Source organism: Desulfogranum marinum (assembly GCF_963675105.2).
In the GTDB taxonomy this organism is placed as follows: Bacteria; Desulfobacterota; Desulfobulbia; order Desulfobulbales; family Desulfobulbaceae; genus Desulfogranum; species Desulfogranum marinum.
The window spans coordinates 1,647,895-1,663,228 of the sequence record NZ_CAXXRO010000004.1; the positions used below are offsets into that span (position 1 = coordinate 1,647,895).

A 15,334-nucleotide genomic window follows, 5' to 3' on the forward strand; every position below is an offset into this window, starting at 1 on the left:
AATGGGTTAGCAGATAAGCCCAGACTTCGATACATCAGTAAAGATCTGGGCTTGTTGCATTATGCCGAATCATGTTCACCTTATTGCTGTCCCTAACACCAAAGATGGGCTTGCCCGAGCCGTTGGTGCAGTCCATCGCCGTTATACTCGACGGATCAATTTACGGGAAAAATGGAGAGGTCACCTGTGGCAGGAAAAATTTGCCTCTTTTCCCATGAATGAGCAACACCTGTTGGCCACAGGCCGATATGTCGAAATGAATCCTGTTGGCGCACGGTTAGTGGAAAATCGAGAAGATTACCGCTGGAGCAGCATCCATACGCATCTTGTTGGAAAGGATGACGAGCTGACAAAGGTAGCGCCCTTACTTGAACTGATTGCCGACTGGCACAAAAACATGACTCAGCCGCAGTGTTTTTCTTGCGGTGACTGGGTTTAACCCGGATTTCTCATCAGTGAAGTTTTTCGCAGATCGAGGCGCAGGACACGCAGCTGTAGTAAGCTACTGCAAATGGCCTGCAACAAAGAGTCTGCGGAAAAATCCGCTGACCCGGAGGGTGAGTTTTTTGATTATCGACGAAAAAACAGTCTGTTTTTTAGCGCTACCGTATTTTCTATAAATATCAAAAACTTAAGTCGAAAAGCAAAAAACTCATGAGAAATTCGGGTTAACGTTACAGCGCCACATCCAAGTTCTACATATCTTGGCACTGCCTCTATTTGCCCCCCTTCCTGCTCATTGTTCATTTGATTCTCTCTGCAACCTTAGTAGGTACAACGTCACCAGGCCCCCTATAACAAGCAAAAGTATACCCACCCAAATATTACTCACCAGGCAGATGCTTATCAAAAGGCCTAGCCACAGGGTGACAAGGGCACTGCGAAGTGCGGGAATAGTTATTGATCGGTTTTCAATATAATTCTGAATGGTTTCGCCAAACACCGGGTGGTCAAGCAGCCATTGTCTGATCTTTGGCGAAGAGTTATAGCTCAACAGCGTTGCCAAAATCAAAAAAGGCGTTGTTGGTAAGAGTGGGAGAAAGGCTCCTATGACTCCGAGACCAATGCAGATGCAAGCACCGATTTTCAATACAACTCGCATAAGCGGTTCTGAGACAGCTTTCATAATTTAGTTCCAATGGTACATCGTGCTTTTATACGTCATGGTCAGCTTTTCTGTATAAGGTGAAATTTAATACAGCGCTAAATATCTTCAAGCAAACATTCTGCCTCGAGACTCTCCTGAATACCTTTTTTATCTGACAAATACCTTTGTAGTCTTCTCCGGGCGAATGCTCTGGTGCCAAATCTTATGGGGCAAGGAAGTTTTTCATTGTGGATGAGCTTTGTTTCATGGGTGGTTGTTTGCTTTATGCGCAATTTGCCTTTGCAATACTTGAGTCGGAGGAGAAAAGCGATTGATTCATCGGTTTCTTTTTTGCCTGCTAAAATGTTATTCTGAAGGAAACGATGCCGGCTGGCCTGACCTTTGGTGAACATTGTGCAAATTTGTACATTCATGTGGTTACGTTCAATGCATTGAGATTGTTGACGATTGAACATATTGACACACTGCTCATAAGCAATCAGGGTTACTATCCACTTAAAGGGAGAGAGAATCGATGTACCTGCTACTTGGGGGTGGGATACTCCTGCTCTTGATCATCCTTTTACTTGCTGGACCGCGGGTAGAAGTGGATACCACCTTGCATCCGCTGACATTGCCAGAAGATCTTGATGCCTATCTGGCAGAGCAGGAGGCCGCCTATGATGACCTGGTTCCGGGAACCGAAAAGATCATCCGTTGGGCAGACGAACCGGGCCGGAAAACTCCTTTCTCCATCGTGTATTTACACGGCTTTTCTGCGACCCGCCAGGAGTCGGCTCCGCTTGCGGATAAGGTGGCGGAGGCCATGGGGGCCAATCTGTTTTATACCCGGTTTACTGGGCATGGCCGCACAGGTGAGGCCATGCTTGAGTGCAGCGTAAATGCTTATATAAACGACATTTCCGAGGCAATGGCTATCGGCCGCCGGATCGGCGACCGAGTTATAGTTATCGGTCTTTCCACCGGAGCGACGGCCGCAACCTGGCTGGCCGTGCAACCGATGGGAAAACAGGTTGCTGCCTTTATTTTGATCTCACCCAATTACGCCTTGGCCGATAAGCGTTCGCTGTTGCTGAGCTGGCCATGGGGAGGGCTTATCGGTGAGTTGGTCAATGGCCCTGAATATAGCTGGAAACCACAAAATCCGCTCCACAGCAAGTACTGGACTTACCGTTTCCCAACCAGGGCCTTGTTGCCTATGATACAGTTTGTTCGCCTAATCCGTTCGCTCCCCCTGGAAACTATCAGCCAGCCGTGGTTGACCATCTATTCCCCCTTTGACCGGGTGATCGATCCCAAAGCAATACCGGCAACCTTTAACCGAATCGGATCAGCCGATAAGCTCCTCGTCCCCATTAGCGATACTGAAGCACCGGAACGACATGTTCTGGCCGGCGATATCCTTGCACCTAACTGTACTGCCACAATCGAGACAATTATTCTCGATTTTCTCTCTGTCTGCGCAAGCACTTAACGAACCTGTTTGTGCATATTAGGGGCAATTCTTTAGCCAATAATAAAAAAAGGTCTTAAATTCTACCTGGAACTGTTCAACATTGTTCCAGGTGCCCACCAGACAATAACAGAGTAAATGATGAAGAAACGAGATGATGCGTCGCAGAGCAAGTAAAGTGCATGCCAAGACCAACAACTCGAGAGAGGTTATTATGGATCGACGATATTTTTTAAAGAATGTGATCGGCAGTTCGCTAGTGGTCGGATCTTCATTGGCATTTGGGGACTATTCGAGAGTCCTTGCCGCGATCGGCAATCCACTGGCTCCATATGATCTGGTGGCTGTCAAGGGAGGCGAACCGGAACAGATGTTTGACAAGGCGATGGCATCGTTTGGTGGGATGCAAACGTTTGTGCCCAAAGGCAGTAAGGTATTGGTCAAACCAAACATTGGCTGGGATTTGACACCTGATAGAGCTGGCAATACACATCCAAAACTTGTTGGTCGCATCATCGAACATTGCCTGCAAGCCGGAGCCAAACAAGTATCGGTATTCGATCATACCTGTGATGCCTGGTCTCAGTGTTACAAAAACAGCGGTGTTGAGAGAGCCGTAAAGGATGCCGGCGGGAAAATTGTTCCTGGTAATAATGAAGGGTACTATCATAAGGTCAGGGTACCCCATGGAAAACGTCTCACTGAAACCAAGGTACATGAGTTGGTACTGGATGCAGATATAATCATCAATGCTCCGGTACTGAAGCACCACAGCTCCTCAATGGTTACCATCGGCATGAAGAATCTCATGGGGGTCGTGTGGGATCGATGGTACTATCACAGGAACGACCTGCACCAGTGCATTGCTGATTTTGTCTCTTACAGAAAGCCGAATCTTACGGTGGTGGACGCTTATAACGTGGTGAAGCAGAATGGGCCCCGTGGTGTCTCTGTGGGGGATGTCGTTTCTATGAAATCACTGATTGTCTCTCCTGATCCGGTTGCGGCCGATGCGGCAGCGGCGATGATATTCGGTGCCAAACCGACAGATATTCGTCACATTCAGCTGGCAGCGGATATGCATCTTGGCAAGATCAACTTGAAAGAGCTTTCGATCGACCGCATCAAGGTCTGATTATGTACTTGCATCAGTTAAAAAGAGTACGTGTTGCTGTATCGGTGCTCTTTTTTATCCTTACCGTACTGTTGTTTTTTGATTTCAGGAACACCTTCGCCCCTGTTGCCGGCAGTACTCTTCTTTATCTGCAATTTGTACCTTCTTTGCAGAAATTCATCCATTCTACTACTCTCGGAGCAATTGGATTTCTTCTCGTTCTTTTTTTGACAATGGCAGCCGGACGTGTTTATTGCTCAACCATCTGTCCGCTCGGAACCCTGCAGGATATGATTGGTTTTGTTGTGCGGAAGAGGCGGAAACATGCTCTTTTTAGCTATCGCAAACCTGGCAATGCTTTGCGGTATTCAGTACTTTTGCTCACCGCTCTTTTGCTGTTGGCAGGCAGCAATATTTTACTGAACTTTTTAGATCCCTTCAGTGGGTTTGGCCGGATGATGACCAATATCATGCGTCCGATTGCTCTTGGTGTGAACAATGTCGGCGCCATGGCGCTGGAACAGTATGATATTTATTTTCTGGCCCGTGGCCATTGGGCAGCCATGGCACCTTTCTCCACCGGGGTTGCCGTGGCAATGCTGTTGCTGGTTCTTTGGCTTGCAGCTACACGTGGTCGGTTGTATTGCAACAGTGTTTGTCCGGTTGGTGCGCTTCTGGGGTTTGTTGCCCGATTTTCTTTCTTACGAATCAAGATTGTGCAAGAATCCTGTATCGGGTGCAAGCGATGTGAAACAGTGTGCAAGGCCGGTTGTATTGATCTTGCCGCAAAGACAGTCGATATGAGCCGTTGTGTGAGCTGTTACAACTGTCTGGCCGTTTGCGCAAACGGTGCAATGCAATATTCAAGGCGGAGGACCTGGGGGAGGGGGGCTGCCCAAAACGCCCTGAAGCCGGATCGGGAACGACGGTTATTGCTCTTGCATTCAGGGGTATACCTTTTGGGAATAGCCGGATTGGCAGAAGCTGGAACCACTGCCAAAAGAGTGAAGACAATTATCCAAAGTAAACCGACCGTTATTCCGGTGATAAGGACAAGTCCAGTCTCCTTGCCGGGCTCAGCCAGCGTCGCCCACTTTACGGCCACATGCACAGCTTGCCATCTATGCGTGAGTGCCTGTCCAACTCAGGTGTTGCTTCCCTCTGTCCTGGAATATGGCCTGTCCGGAGTAATGTTGCCGCGGATGAACTATCGCACGGGTCACTGCAATTATGAGTGTACGGTCTGTACGAATGTATGCCCAACCGGTGCTCTACTCCCGCTTGAGGTGACGGAGAAAAAAATAACGCAGATCGGTGTAGCTACATTTATCAGGGAAAATTGCGTGGTCTATACCGACAATACTGCCTGCGGTGCATGTTCTGAACATTGTCCGACCAAAGCGGTCAAGATGGTGCCGTACGAAAATCCACTCAACAGGGTGCTCGTCATTCCGGAAGTTACAGTAGACTATTGCATCGGCTGCGGAGGGTGTGAACACGCATGCCCGACCAAGCCATATAAAGCGATCTTTGTTGACGGCAACCCTGTGCATAAAACTGCAAAGAAACCTCTTGTCAACAAGGTCGAGTTACAGGTTGAAAGCGATGCTGATTTTCCATTCTAATTTTACCGGATTTGCGCCATGATTGTTGGCGAAAAACAGGTTTTCAGGCACTTACGGAACTCTTTATGGGGTCTGTTTATGAAATAAAACAAGGTCCTTGGTCATCGTTGTGTTCAGCAGTGCGACCGGAGGGGCGGCCTCTATTTGAGTAACGTGCATAAACGGATGTTGAAAATATTAAAAAAGCAGAGTGATCGTTGACCGTTACCCTGTTTTCGTCCGCGATTTGTTGAGTACGGTTGTGGCGTCACTAAATTATCACATTAATAGTGTAGGTGGTTTGCAAACTATTGTTTTCGTCAAACTATGGTCCCTGGTAAACAGCTGAAAAGCAGAAGTTACTGGATTTGAACTTGTTACTTAGCCTGGATTTCTCATCAGTTTCAGGCAGCGCCAGTTTCAAAGTTTTTGGCAATGAATCATAGTAGCCTATATTCATTACCAAAATACTGAAGAAAATGGTGCTGGATGGACTGACCTTTGGTGAACATTGTGAAAAACTTTCAACTTCATCTTAGTTTGTATAACATATAAAGATTGTTTGTAATTTGACAGGTTGACACAATGTTCATGAGAAATTCGGGTTAGAGGCAGCGGCCCAACTCTCCACAACCTGTCCGCCCAGCATACCAATGTATCGAAGTCGGGGCCTCTCTGCTAATCTGACAGTTTGTGAACATTTGCAGCACTGCTGAACACTTACCGTTCGAGGTAGATTGACAGTTTTTAGATCTTCGCTGAATTGTTACTATTTTTTGTAAATTTTAAGAGAGGTACATGTATGAAAAGCTATAGGAGGGAGCTCTGGTTTGAAGTTCCATCGCGCAGAGGTTTTATCAATATTACCCCCCAGGTTGAAGAGTGTCTCCGTGAAAGTGGAGTGCAGGAAGGGCTTGTTCTTGTGAATGCGATGCACATAACAGCATCAGTGTTTATCAATGATGATGAGAGTGGCTTACATCATGACTACGAAGTATGGCTGGAAAAGTTAGCGCCTCACGAACCGGTTAACCAGTATCGCCATAACGGCTATGAAGACAATGCCGACGCGCACATGAAGCGGCAGATCATGGGCCGTGAAGTGGTGGTTGCCATCACAGACGGACAGCTTGATTTCGGCACATGGGAGCAGATTTTTTATGGCGAATTTGATGGTTGCCGGAAGAAGAGGGTGTTGGTGAAAATTATCGGCGAGTGATTTCCAAAGTGGCGTTACAATGCCAGTGAGTAGCAACTTTGTTTATTGATTTAGCTGCTCGATGTCAAATATGTTCAAGACGTGTTCAGTTGTTTTTTTAACTCTGTTCCTGAACAGGAAATTTTCCTTCAAGGGCGTTAAATAGACGTAAGCAGGATTTGTACCTTGCTTCCGTATCAACCTTGTAAAAATGAAGCTCAAAACAAAAAACGTAATAGTACGCAGCATTCACTCTAGTCTTCGTGTTATCTCAACTTTCGGGGTTGGAAGCGCATGACAGAAAATATATAGCAACCACCTGAAAATAGCATAAAAAAAAGAAAAGCTCTTCGCTTTCTGGTATATTGGGATCTGCGAAAAAACCAACAATACCAGGAAGAAAGAGCTTTTATGGAAACTACCAGTTATTTCGAAGCACAACAAGAGGCAAAACAGCTGCAATCTCGAATTGCATCGTTCTTTGACACCTTCACGATCGGCACTTTGCTCAATACCAGCGGAATACGCAAACTCAAAGGCACGACACCGTTAGTAATTTTTCAAGCGATCTTCATGCTTCCTTTCCAAGGAGCAAACTTTTATCGAGGGATCGTGCTCAATGATAATGTTGCTTTTGGCAAAGACGCTGCCTATGAGCTGTTGGCATCGCCCAAGTACAATTGGCGAGCCTTCATGCTCAAATTAAGTGCATTGGTTTGTCGATATTACGATGCATTGACTAATGATGACCGGGTAAAAGTTCTGATTGCTGATGACAGCGTCTACGATCGCGGCCGTTCCAAAAAGGTGGAACTCCTGGCAAGAATTTTTGACCATAACAGCAGGCGCTACCTTAATGGGTTTAAACTCTTGCAGTTAGGCTGGTCGGATGGAGCGAGCTTTGTCCCGTTGGATTTCGCCCTTCGCTCCTCAGTGGCAAAAAAGAACCGGCTTCAAGAATCCACCAAAGAGCTGGACAAAAGATGCTGTGGCTCCAAGCGCCGGAAGGAAGCTACGACAAAAACACCAGCGGTGCTGGAAGAAATGGTCAAGCGTGTTCTGGCTAGAGGAGTACGAGCTGATTACCTCCTGCTGGACAGCTGGTTCTGCTTTTCCGGCTTGATTGCCAGACTGAGCAAAGACATACCGGTAATCTGCATGGCTAAGGATCTCAAAAGCGTTCTTTATTGTCACAAAAATGTCCATGTCCGGCTGAGTGAACTATACAAGCGTTTGCGTAAAAAACCGGGACTGGCAAAAGTCCTTGCCAGCACTGTAGTAGAAATGAAAGGGGGAACGGCGGTTAAGGTCGTTTTTGTTCGTCATCGCAATACAAGGAAATGGCTGGCCTTGCTCAGCACTGACCTCGAGCTTGCCGATGAGGAAATAGTCAGGATATACGGAAAACGCTGGGACATAGAAGTGTTTTTTAAAATGGCGAAGCAGCACCTGAACCTTGAGCGTGAGGTCCAACTCCGTGACTACGATGGCCTCATCGGACATACAACCATTGTCATGACTCGTTATATTTTCCTGGCTTTTGAACAGAGGCATTATGACGACCCGCGGACGCTAGGCAGCCTGTTCCATGCCTGTTGTGATGAGGTGGCCGACATCAGCCTGCTGGAATCGATGAAGCGCCTGTTGGCCCTGGTCCTGGATGCAATACGATCTACAGGAGAATTCTCGGAGCAAATAATTTCATCAATGATTGATGTAATCATGGGGACGGCTGTTGATATCCTGAATTCACACCAGGCGTGCACCTCTGTTTTAAACGGTAAAACAGTAAAATGAGGCAACCCCGAAAGTTGAGGTGTTATGAGAAAAGAAAAATGGCAAGCAAAATAAAACCTGTTGTTTCCTATGATGACTCATTTGCAAAACTTGATGTACGAGTTGGCAGGGTTGTTGAGGTCGAACTGGAAACCAGAACGAATAAGCAGACCTATAAGATGGTTGTAGATTTCGGCAAATATGGAAAGCGAGTAAGTTACGGCCGCTTTACCTGTCACCCGGTTGAGGACGTTAAGGACAGACTGGTACTCGGAGTTTTAAATTTTGACCCAAGGCCAATGGGACCTGTCACTTCAGAGGTGTTGGTTTTAGGCGTGCAATATCCAAAGGCAGAAAGCGGTGAGGCCACGTTTGTCTCGCCGGCAGTTAATGCTAAAGTTGGTAGTAAGTTCTTCTAATCAAAGATTTTTATGTTATTTGGCAGGTAGGCCGGGCTGCATGGAAAAATAAACCAGTGTTTGTAACTCAGCAACACTCCAACTCTCCACGATCTGCTCGTCCAGCATGCCGATGTATCGAAGTCGGGGCTTATCTGCTTAATCGGTCTGTTCCGAATATTTGGAGCCCTGTTGAGCAGTGACAGTTCAGGGTAGAATGAAAGTTTTTAAATATTCGCTGAATGGTTACCTCAAACCCACTGCAGAGAGCAGTGACCCTCTTTCTGTATATTTTTTATGCTTGTTCTCAATTACGCGCGGTATGCGTAACCAGCGAGTGTCAGCTGTTATTCAGAGATGATTTATCCTATCGCTTCGTTCTGTAAATCCTCATACAAGTGTCTACAAAAGAAAATCTTTTTGAATTAACATTTGGTAATCAAGCACTACTTGCTCTAGTATACAACTTAGGAGAGTAATGTAGTATCTATGGGAAGCCATTCGGATGATGTTCTTTTTTCCCGTTAGGCGTCATTTTTTGAAAATCAATGCTCCCTGCTGAGCATGGACTCTGTTGCCAGCCATCCGGCTCTGCTTGATTTACTATAAATAGGTTGAGATAAAAGCTTAATATCCGACAGCCTCCCAACAAGTCAAAAAGAAAGTTTGCTGTTGCAATAAGTGAAAGCACGTCTTCTTTGTGGGGCATTGCTGGTATATTGTTCATCCGCACATTTTTTTTAATAACCCATCACATGCAAAAGAAAACCCTTACAGTTATGGATCACCGATTAAATGACAACACACCTGCCATAGTACTGGAGGCGTTGGACAATGTTCCTTTGGATATCTGGTGGATTGATGAAAAGTACTGTGTTGCCAAGGCAAATAAAACAGCCCTTATTAATGCAAGAAATATTGATGTCGCTCTCTTGGGTGTTCCTGCTTACGAGCTGGACCCTTATTTTTCTGCAGAAATTATTGCCGACTTTTTTGCAGGTAAAGAGAAACAAAAAAAATATCTCAGGACCCGTACCTATGCGGACGGCACTGTGGAATGTAACGAGGAGTTGCTGTTGCTGCAGGAAACCGAACACGGTCGTTTTGTGATTCGTTACGGAAAAGATATTCTTCAAGGTGAGGGAAAGGCATACAAGGAAAAGGGCGTACCGGTAAATGCGGAGCAGACTCGTAATATTCACCAAGAGTTTATTGCCAATATGAACCACGACATCCGTACCCCCATGAATGCTATCATTGGTTATGCAGAAATGTTAGCAGGGAGTGATCTTCCCCATAGGGAAAAGAGATTTGCCGAAACTATCTTCCGGAGTGGAATGACCTTGGTGACAATCCTTAATGATTTAATGGATTTGTCAAAAATCGAAGCGGGCCGCTTGAAATTGAAAAAAATACCGGTTCGCATGCCGGATCTTGTCGGCGAGGTAGTTGATCTGTTTCGTGATCAGGCGCAACTTAAAAAATTGGATGTGAGTTATTTCGTTGATAAGGATATTCCACCGGTTGTGTTTATTGATGGTATACGTCTCAAGCAGGTTATACAGAATTTACTGAGTAATGCGATTAAGTTTACCCGTAAAGGAAGTATTTGCGTAACCATAGAGGGGGAGTGGGATAGCAGCCAAGCAGAAATCTATAATTTGCGCATTGTCGTTGCTGATACGGGGATAGGTATCCCTGAAAAAGATTCTGCGATCCTATCCCATATACTCAACCCGACTGGAGAGGAAGCTGTCACCAATTATAATGGTCGAGGATTTGGGTTGGCTTTATGTGGTCGGCTTGTTGCCATGATGGGCGGGGAAATTGTGCTTGAAAGCGCCCTCGGAGCGGGCACAACGTTTACGGTTACCCTAACCGATGTTTCCATGGCCGAAACACAGTACCATTTAGCCTCACAGACTACTGAAGCTCCTGAGCCACTTCCTGCGGCTGTTTCCAGGTTGTTGATTGTTGACGATGAAGAACTGATCAAGGAAGTCTTTACTGATTATTTCAGCGGATCGTCCATGGAGGTCTCAACTGCCTCAACCGGCGATGAGGCACTTGAGGCTGCAGTTCAGCATAAACCGGCCATTATTTTTATGGATTTGCATCTTAGCGGCAGCAAGGATGGCAAGGCGGTGACCATGGAACTGAAAACCAATCCAGCGACGGAACATATTCCGGTGATTATGATGACAGGAGAGTTAATTGAAGATACTGGTGCTGAACCACTTTTTGATGGCCACTTGCAAAAGCCGTTTCGATTTGAAGAAATAGAAGAAATTATTGCTCAATACAATCTTGGCTCTGCCTTTGGTGATGGTGAGGTGGATTCGGAGTCCTCAATAGCTAATGAGGAGGGCAAGGAGCAGTTGTTGCTGATTTCTTCCTTATGGAGTGATGAGTTGGAAGTACAGCTTGAAAAGGCTATCTTTACCGGCAGCCTTTCCACTGCGATCAAACTCGGAGAATTGATAAAGCAGGAAGGCGAATCAAGAGGGCTGGAAACGGTGATTGACTTTGGCGAAGAACTGATACTTTATGCCACTGAGCACGATATTATCGGCGTAGAGAATCTCTTGACACAACTGGTTAAAAATGAACAGTAAAACGAAAAAAAGTAGTCAGCCGCTTATCTTTATCGTGGATGATGTCCCTGAAAATATTCAAATAGCCCTGTCACACTTGCAAAAGCTCGATTGTGAATTTGCCTATGCTACCACTGGAGAACAGGCATTGGAGCGGATAAAAGCGGCTCACCCTCAGCTTATTTTAATGGATGTCATGATGCCTGGCATGAGTGGTTTTGAGGCTGTGGTGGAGTTGAAAAAGGAACGGGTGATTGCAGATATTCCAGTTATTTTCCTTACTGCTCGGGCAGAGTCCGCTGACATTACCCGCGGCCTTGAGCTGGGAGCTGTAGATTATATTGTCAAGCCCTTTAATGGGGCAGAGTTACGTTCACGAGTCCAGAATCATCTTGAATTGTATGCGTATCGGTCTCACCTTGAAGAATTGGTTGAACAGCGAACCCATGAGACAGAACAATTAAAAGATGTCATCATTGAGGCCATGGGTGAGATGGCGGAATATCGTGATCCGGAAACTGGGCGCCATATTCAGCGTACCCGTAAATATGTGGAGCTGGTATCTGTTTCACTGGTTGAAAATGGTCATTTTGTAGATCAGTTGACGTATGAATACATTGACCTGCTGCAGAAGTCCGCTCCTTTACATGATATCGGCAAGGTGGCTATCCGAGATTCGATTCTTCTTAAGCCGGGCAAGCTGACAGCTGAAGAGTTTGACGAGATGAAAAAACACACCCTGTTTGGCGAGGAAGTTATTGCCAACCTGGAGCAGATGGCCGGATATTCCACTTCTTTTTTAAGCTGTGCCAAAGAAATTGCAGGCAGTCACCATGAAAAATATGACGGGTCTGGTTACCCCAGGGGACTGGCAGGAAAAAATATTCCGTTGGCTGGAAGAATAATGGCTATTGCCGATGTATACGACGCGCTTATTTCAAAGCGGGTGTATAAAGATGCTATATCCCATGCCGATGCGTTGCAAATAATGCTAGATGGGAAAGGCAGTCATTTTGATCCTCTGCTTATTGATGCCCTTGTCAAGGTGGAACCGCAGTTCTATAAAGTCGCTCTGGCTTATAGGGACTGATAAGTTACAATGTATAATTTTTTTCAACTTGACTTTGTTTTGCTCTTCTGTACTATGTAACCGCCTTGGGGGCTGTGCAGCAAAGATAGTATGCGATGTAAACACCCCTCAAGTAATTATAATGAGGTGTGCATGGCTCACAGCTGCTTGGTAGAAAGCAGGAGAGTCATGTACTAACTATTCTCAGGGCGGGGTGTAATTCCCCACCGGCGGTGATGCCTGTTTCAGGAAAAGCCCGCGAGCGCCTGCTGCCGAGCAGCAGGGTCAAGCAGATCTGGTGAGATTCCAGAGCCGACGGTTATAGTCCGGAAGGGAGAGAGTAGCCAGGCGGTTTGTTGTGTATTCTGCCTCTGCGGTTGTGTGTCCACGCAATCGTTCCCAGCTCTTCTGTGCCCTGATTCTGGTAAAGGTATAAGGAGAAATTACCATGAATCAGTCTTTGATTGCAAAATTTGGTGACTCGCAACAGCGGGTTGATTCGGCGTTGCAGGCTTTGCGCGCCGGTGGCGGAGTGTTACTCGTTGACGATGAGGATCGGGAAAACGAAGGAGATCTCATCTTTTCGGCTCAGCACTTGAGCAACGAACAGATGGCATTGATGATTCGTGAATGTAGCGGTATTGTGTGTCTCTGTCTGACAGGTGAAAAGGTTGAAGCTTTAGGGTTGCCGCCCATGGTTGAAGACAACAGCAGCAGGTATCAAACGGCTTTTACGGTTTCCATTGAAGCAAGAGACGGGGTTACCACCGGCGTTTCAGCTGCAGATCGGGTAACCACTATCAAGGCAGCCGCAGCACCGACAAGCGTACCAGAGGACTTAAATAACCCTGGGCATGTTTTTCCTTTACGAGCTCGTGAAGGAGGCGTGTTGAGTCGGCGTGGTCATACCGAGGGAACCGTTGACCTGATGCAGCTGGCAGGACTTGCACCGGCTGGAGTACTCTGCGAGTTGACCAATCCAGACGGTACCATGGCCAGAGTACCCGAAATTGTAGCATTTGCAGATAAGCATGACATGATTGTGCTTACAATTGAGGATATTGTGCAGTATAGGGAGACCAATCAGGGAACTGAGAAAAGCAATTAATTAACGCGGCCCAGTTGTAGATAATTTCTTCTGCCTCGTCTCGATAAGGCGGGGCAGGGAATTGATTGCCGGCAAGATGTACCCCCAAAAGGGAAAAAACGATTTGTTGCTCTCTCTGATTCGGTTGTAATGCACATTGATGTGAGAGATATCAGAGGTGAACATGCACGCACGCAACAAAGAAGAGGCCGGCAAAGAACAGGCGAGAATTGAGCGATCCGCGCTGATTGTGGCAACCGTAACGTCATTCATGGGCCCGTTTATGCTCTCGTCTGTCAACATCGCCATGCCTGCGATGGAGAAAGATTTGCAACTCAACGCTGTGCAGCTGAGCTGGATTGCAACCTCATACTTGCTGGCCATGGCGGTCGTGCTTGTGCCGGCCGGGAAACTGGCAGACATTTTCGGCCGTAAAAAACTGTTTGCCCAAGGACTTTTTATTTACACTGTCGGGTCATTGTTAGCAGTTTTTGCTCATGCCTTTTTGGTGCTCATCGTTGCGCGTATTATTCAAGGGGTTGGTTCAGCCCTGTTTGTGACTACGGGTATGGCCATTTTGACATCTATTTTTCCACCTGAAAAACGCGGAAAAGTGATCGGTGTCTATGTTGCTGCGGTGTATATTGGATTGTCTGTGGGGCCCTTTGTGGGTGGTTTGCTTGCCCAACATTTAGGATGGCGGTCCATCTTTTTTGTAATGCTGCCCATGGGGATCGCCTCGCTGTACCTGACTTTGCATCACTTGAAAGGTGAATGGTATGGTGAACCCGGGCAACACTTCGATATTGCAGGCGGTTTGCTGTATGCGGTAGCCATTTTATCGGTAGTATATGGAGTAACCAGAATTCCTTCGGCTCTCGGGTTTGGGCTTTTAGCAGCCGGTGGCGTGCTTTTTTATATTTTTATCCGCCAGCAACTCAAAGCAAAGTTTCCTGTGTTTGAGGTACAGCTTTTTACCACCAACAAGGTATTTGCATTCTCGAGCCTGGCAGCTTTACTCAACTATTCGGCCACCTTTGCGGTAACCTTTCTCCTCAGCTTGTATCTGCAGTATGTACAAGGTTTGTCCCCTCAAGCTGCCGGCACCCTTTTAATGGCTCAGCCGATAGTGATGGCGATTCTTTCTCCTTTTGCGGGAAGACTGTCAGATACAATCGAACCCCGCCTGCTTGCAACTGCCGGGATGTTGGTTACGGTCATCGGCGTCTCTCTTTTGACCATGCTCACTCCCCATACACCCCTGTCTCTCATTGTAGCTGATTTGCTTCTGCTCGGAACAGGTTTTGCCCTGTTCAGTTCTCCCAATATGAGCGCCATCATGGGAGCTGTGGAAAAACGTTACTATGGTCTTGCCTCTGGAGCGGTGGCCACCATGCGTTTGCTGGGACAAATGTTTAGCATGGCTCTGGCCACGGTCGTGCTCTCGATCATTGTTGGGGAGCAGTCGATCACCCCGGAGATCTTTGGTCCCTTTCTTCGCAGTGTCCATATAGTCTATATTTTCTCTGCTGTTTTCTGCCTGTTCGGCGTGTATTTTTCCTGGTTTCGGGGGGAGATTCGTCCCTAAAAATACTCGCTTGTTCTTTTTCGAGTGGGATGTTGGGGTAAAGACGGTTGCTGATCAGCGTGCTTGATGCAACCCCTGCTCTTTGGGGTTGAGTGGACGCTGACCAACAATTTTTTATCTGCGTGCTGATAGCCTTGCAGGCTATTCAATTCTGACTACTGATGTACGGGTTGTTCTTGTGGGGCCTTGAAACTCTACGGTAGCACTTTCATTAAGCTCCATTTTTTTCGGATCCACCACCTGACCTTGGGCTGATACTATTCGGTCTGCAAACATCTCCAAAGATTTAAGAAACAGGTTGCCAACGCTTGACACATAAAACCTTTTGTCTCGATCATCTTTCAT

Annotated in this window: 12 protein-coding genes, 1 pseudogene and 1 riboswitch; of the genes and pseudogenes, 11 read left to right on the plus strand and 2 right to left on the minus strand. The window is 46.6% G+C overall.

The window, feature by feature from the left end; genetic code table 11:
* Positions 1-13 precede the first annotated feature (13 nt).
* Positions 14-388, plus strand: a pseudogene (locus tag ACHZCY_RS16020) (transposase); the annotation flags it as partial.
* Positions 389-736: 348 nt separating this feature from the next.
* Here the strand turns inward: ACHZCY_RS16020 and ACHZCY_RS16025 are convergent.
* On the minus strand, positions 737-1,126 hold the full coding sequence (locus ACHZCY_RS16025) for a YbaN family protein (protein ID WP_319549615.1): 390 nt from the start codon (positions 1,124-1,126) through the stop codon (positions 737-739).
* A 496-nt stretch (positions 1,127-1,622) separates the two neighbouring features.
* On the opposite strand from ACHZCY_RS16025, the gene ACHZCY_RS16030 reads away from it, so the two are divergent.
* The 10 genes from ACHZCY_RS16030 to ACHZCY_RS16075 all read left to right on the plus strand — a co-directional run bounded on the left by ACHZCY_RS16030 (position 1,623) and on the right by ACHZCY_RS16075 (position 14,989).
* Positions 1,623-2,582 (plus strand): alpha/beta hydrolase, encoded by a 960-nt coding sequence (locus tag ACHZCY_RS16030; RefSeq protein ID WP_319549616.1) that lies wholly within the window; start codon positions 1,623-1,625, stop codon positions 2,580-2,582.
* Positions 2,583-2,775: 193 nt separating this feature from the next.
* Positions 2,776-3,696: a DUF362 domain-containing protein gene (locus tag ACHZCY_RS16035; RefSeq protein WP_394713446.1), complete on the plus strand. Its 921-nt coding sequence runs from the start codon at positions 2,776-2,778 to the stop codon at positions 3,694-3,696.
* Positions 3,697-3,698: 2 nt separating this feature from the next.
* A complete protein-coding gene (locus ACHZCY_RS16040; RefSeq protein WP_319549618.1) occupies positions 3,699-5,300 on the plus strand; it encodes a 4Fe-4S dicluster domain-containing protein in 1,602 nt (533 codons plus the stop codon).
* Between the two features lie 781 nt (positions 5,301-6,081).
* Positions 6,082-6,498, plus strand: coding sequence for a secondary thiamine-phosphate synthase enzyme YjbQ (locus ACHZCY_RS16045; RefSeq protein WP_205221978.1), 417 nt, complete (start codon positions 6,082-6,084; stop codon positions 6,496-6,498).
* A gap of 390 nt (positions 6,499-6,888) precedes the next feature.
* Complete coding sequence (locus tag ACHZCY_RS16050; protein ID WP_319547517.1) at positions 6,889-8,274, plus strand: IS4 family transposase; 1,386 nt, start codon at positions 6,889-6,891, stop codon at positions 8,272-8,274.
* 38 nt (positions 8,275-8,312) lie between these two features.
* Complete coding sequence (locus ACHZCY_RS16055) at positions 8,313-8,672, plus strand: hypothetical protein (RefSeq protein WP_319549619.1); 360 nt, start codon at positions 8,313-8,315, stop codon at positions 8,670-8,672.
* Between the two features lie 758 nt (positions 8,673-9,430).
* Positions 9,431-11,266 carry an ATP-binding response regulator gene (locus ACHZCY_RS16060; RefSeq protein ID WP_394713408.1) on the plus strand — a complete coding sequence of 612 codons (1,836 nt, stop codon included), beginning with the start codon at positions 9,431-9,433 and terminating at the stop codon, positions 11,264-11,266.
* On the plus strand, positions 11,256-12,335 hold the full coding sequence (locus ACHZCY_RS16065) for an HD domain-containing phosphohydrolase (RefSeq protein WP_319549621.1): 1,080 nt from the start codon (positions 11,256-11,258) through the stop codon (positions 12,333-12,335). The genes ACHZCY_RS16060 and ACHZCY_RS16065 overlap by 11 nt, the downstream gene beginning before the upstream one ends.
* Before the next feature lie 175 nt (positions 12,336-12,510).
* Positions 12,511-12,660, plus strand: a riboswitch (FMN riboswitch).
* A gap of 102 nt (positions 12,661-12,762) precedes the next feature.
* A complete protein-coding gene (gene ribB / locus ACHZCY_RS16070) occupies positions 12,763-13,422 on the plus strand; it encodes a 3,4-dihydroxy-2-butanone-4-phosphate synthase (RefSeq protein WP_205221974.1) in 660 nt (219 codons plus the stop codon).
* A 163-nt stretch (positions 13,423-13,585) separates the two neighbouring features.
* Positions 13,586-14,989 carry an MFS transporter gene (locus tag ACHZCY_RS16075; protein WP_319549622.1) on the plus strand — a complete coding sequence of 468 codons (1,404 nt, stop codon included), beginning with the start codon at positions 13,586-13,588 and terminating at the stop codon, positions 14,987-14,989.
* A gap of 141 nt (positions 14,990-15,130) precedes the next feature.
* On the opposite strand, the gene ACHZCY_RS16080 is transcribed toward ACHZCY_RS16075, so the two are convergent.
* Positions 15,131-15,334, minus strand: a complete 204-nt coding sequence (locus ACHZCY_RS16080) for a hypothetical protein (RefSeq protein WP_205221972.1) — start codon at positions 15,332-15,334, stop codon at positions 15,131-15,133.

What these genes read in the sequence shown, in the direction of transcription:
- ACHZCY_RS16025 (WP_319549615.1), bottom strand. Translation starts at nt 1,126, where the DNA reads ATGAAAGCTGTCTCAGAACCGCTTATGCGAGTTGTATTGAAAATCGGT.
- ACHZCY_RS16050 (WP_319547517.1), top strand. Translation starts at nt 6,889, where the DNA reads ATGGAAACTACCAGTTATTTCGAAGCACAACAAGAGGCAAAACAGCTG.
- ribB (WP_205221974.1), top strand. Translation starts at nt 12,763, where the DNA reads ATGAATCAGTCTTTGATTGCAAAATTTGGTGACTCGCAACAGCGGGTT.
- ACHZCY_RS16040 (WP_319549618.1), top strand. Translation starts at nt 3,699, where the DNA reads ATGTACTTGCATCAGTTAAAAAGAGTACGTGTTGCTGTATCGGTGCTC.
- ACHZCY_RS16075 (WP_319549622.1), top strand. Translation starts at nt 13,586, where the DNA reads ATGCACGCACGCAACAAAGAAGAGGCCGGCAAAGAACAGGCGAGAATT.
- ACHZCY_RS16030 (WP_319549616.1), top strand. Translation starts at nt 1,623, where the DNA reads ATGTACCTGCTACTTGGGGGTGGGATACTCCTGCTCTTGATCATCCTT.
- ACHZCY_RS16045 (WP_205221978.1), top strand. Translation starts at nt 6,082, where the DNA reads ATGAAAAGCTATAGGAGGGAGCTCTGGTTTGAAGTTCCATCGCGCAGA.
- ACHZCY_RS16080 (WP_205221972.1), bottom strand. Translation starts at nt 15,334, where the DNA reads ATGAAAGATGATCGAGACAAAAGGTTTTATGTGTCAAGCGTTGGCAAC.
- ACHZCY_RS16035 (WP_394713446.1), top strand. Translation starts at nt 2,776, where the DNA reads ATGGATCGACGATATTTTTTAAAGAATGTGATCGGCAGTTCGCTAGTG.
- ACHZCY_RS16060 (WP_394713408.1), top strand. Translation starts at nt 9,431, where the DNA reads ATGGATCACCGATTAAATGACAACACACCTGCCATAGTACTGGAGGCG.
- ACHZCY_RS16055 (WP_319549619.1), top strand. Translation starts at nt 8,313, where the DNA reads ATGGCAAGCAAAATAAAACCTGTTGTTTCCTATGATGACTCATTTGCA.
- ACHZCY_RS16065 (WP_319549621.1), top strand. Translation starts at nt 11,256, where the DNA reads ATGAACAGTAAAACGAAAAAAAGTAGTCAGCCGCTTATCTTTATCGTG.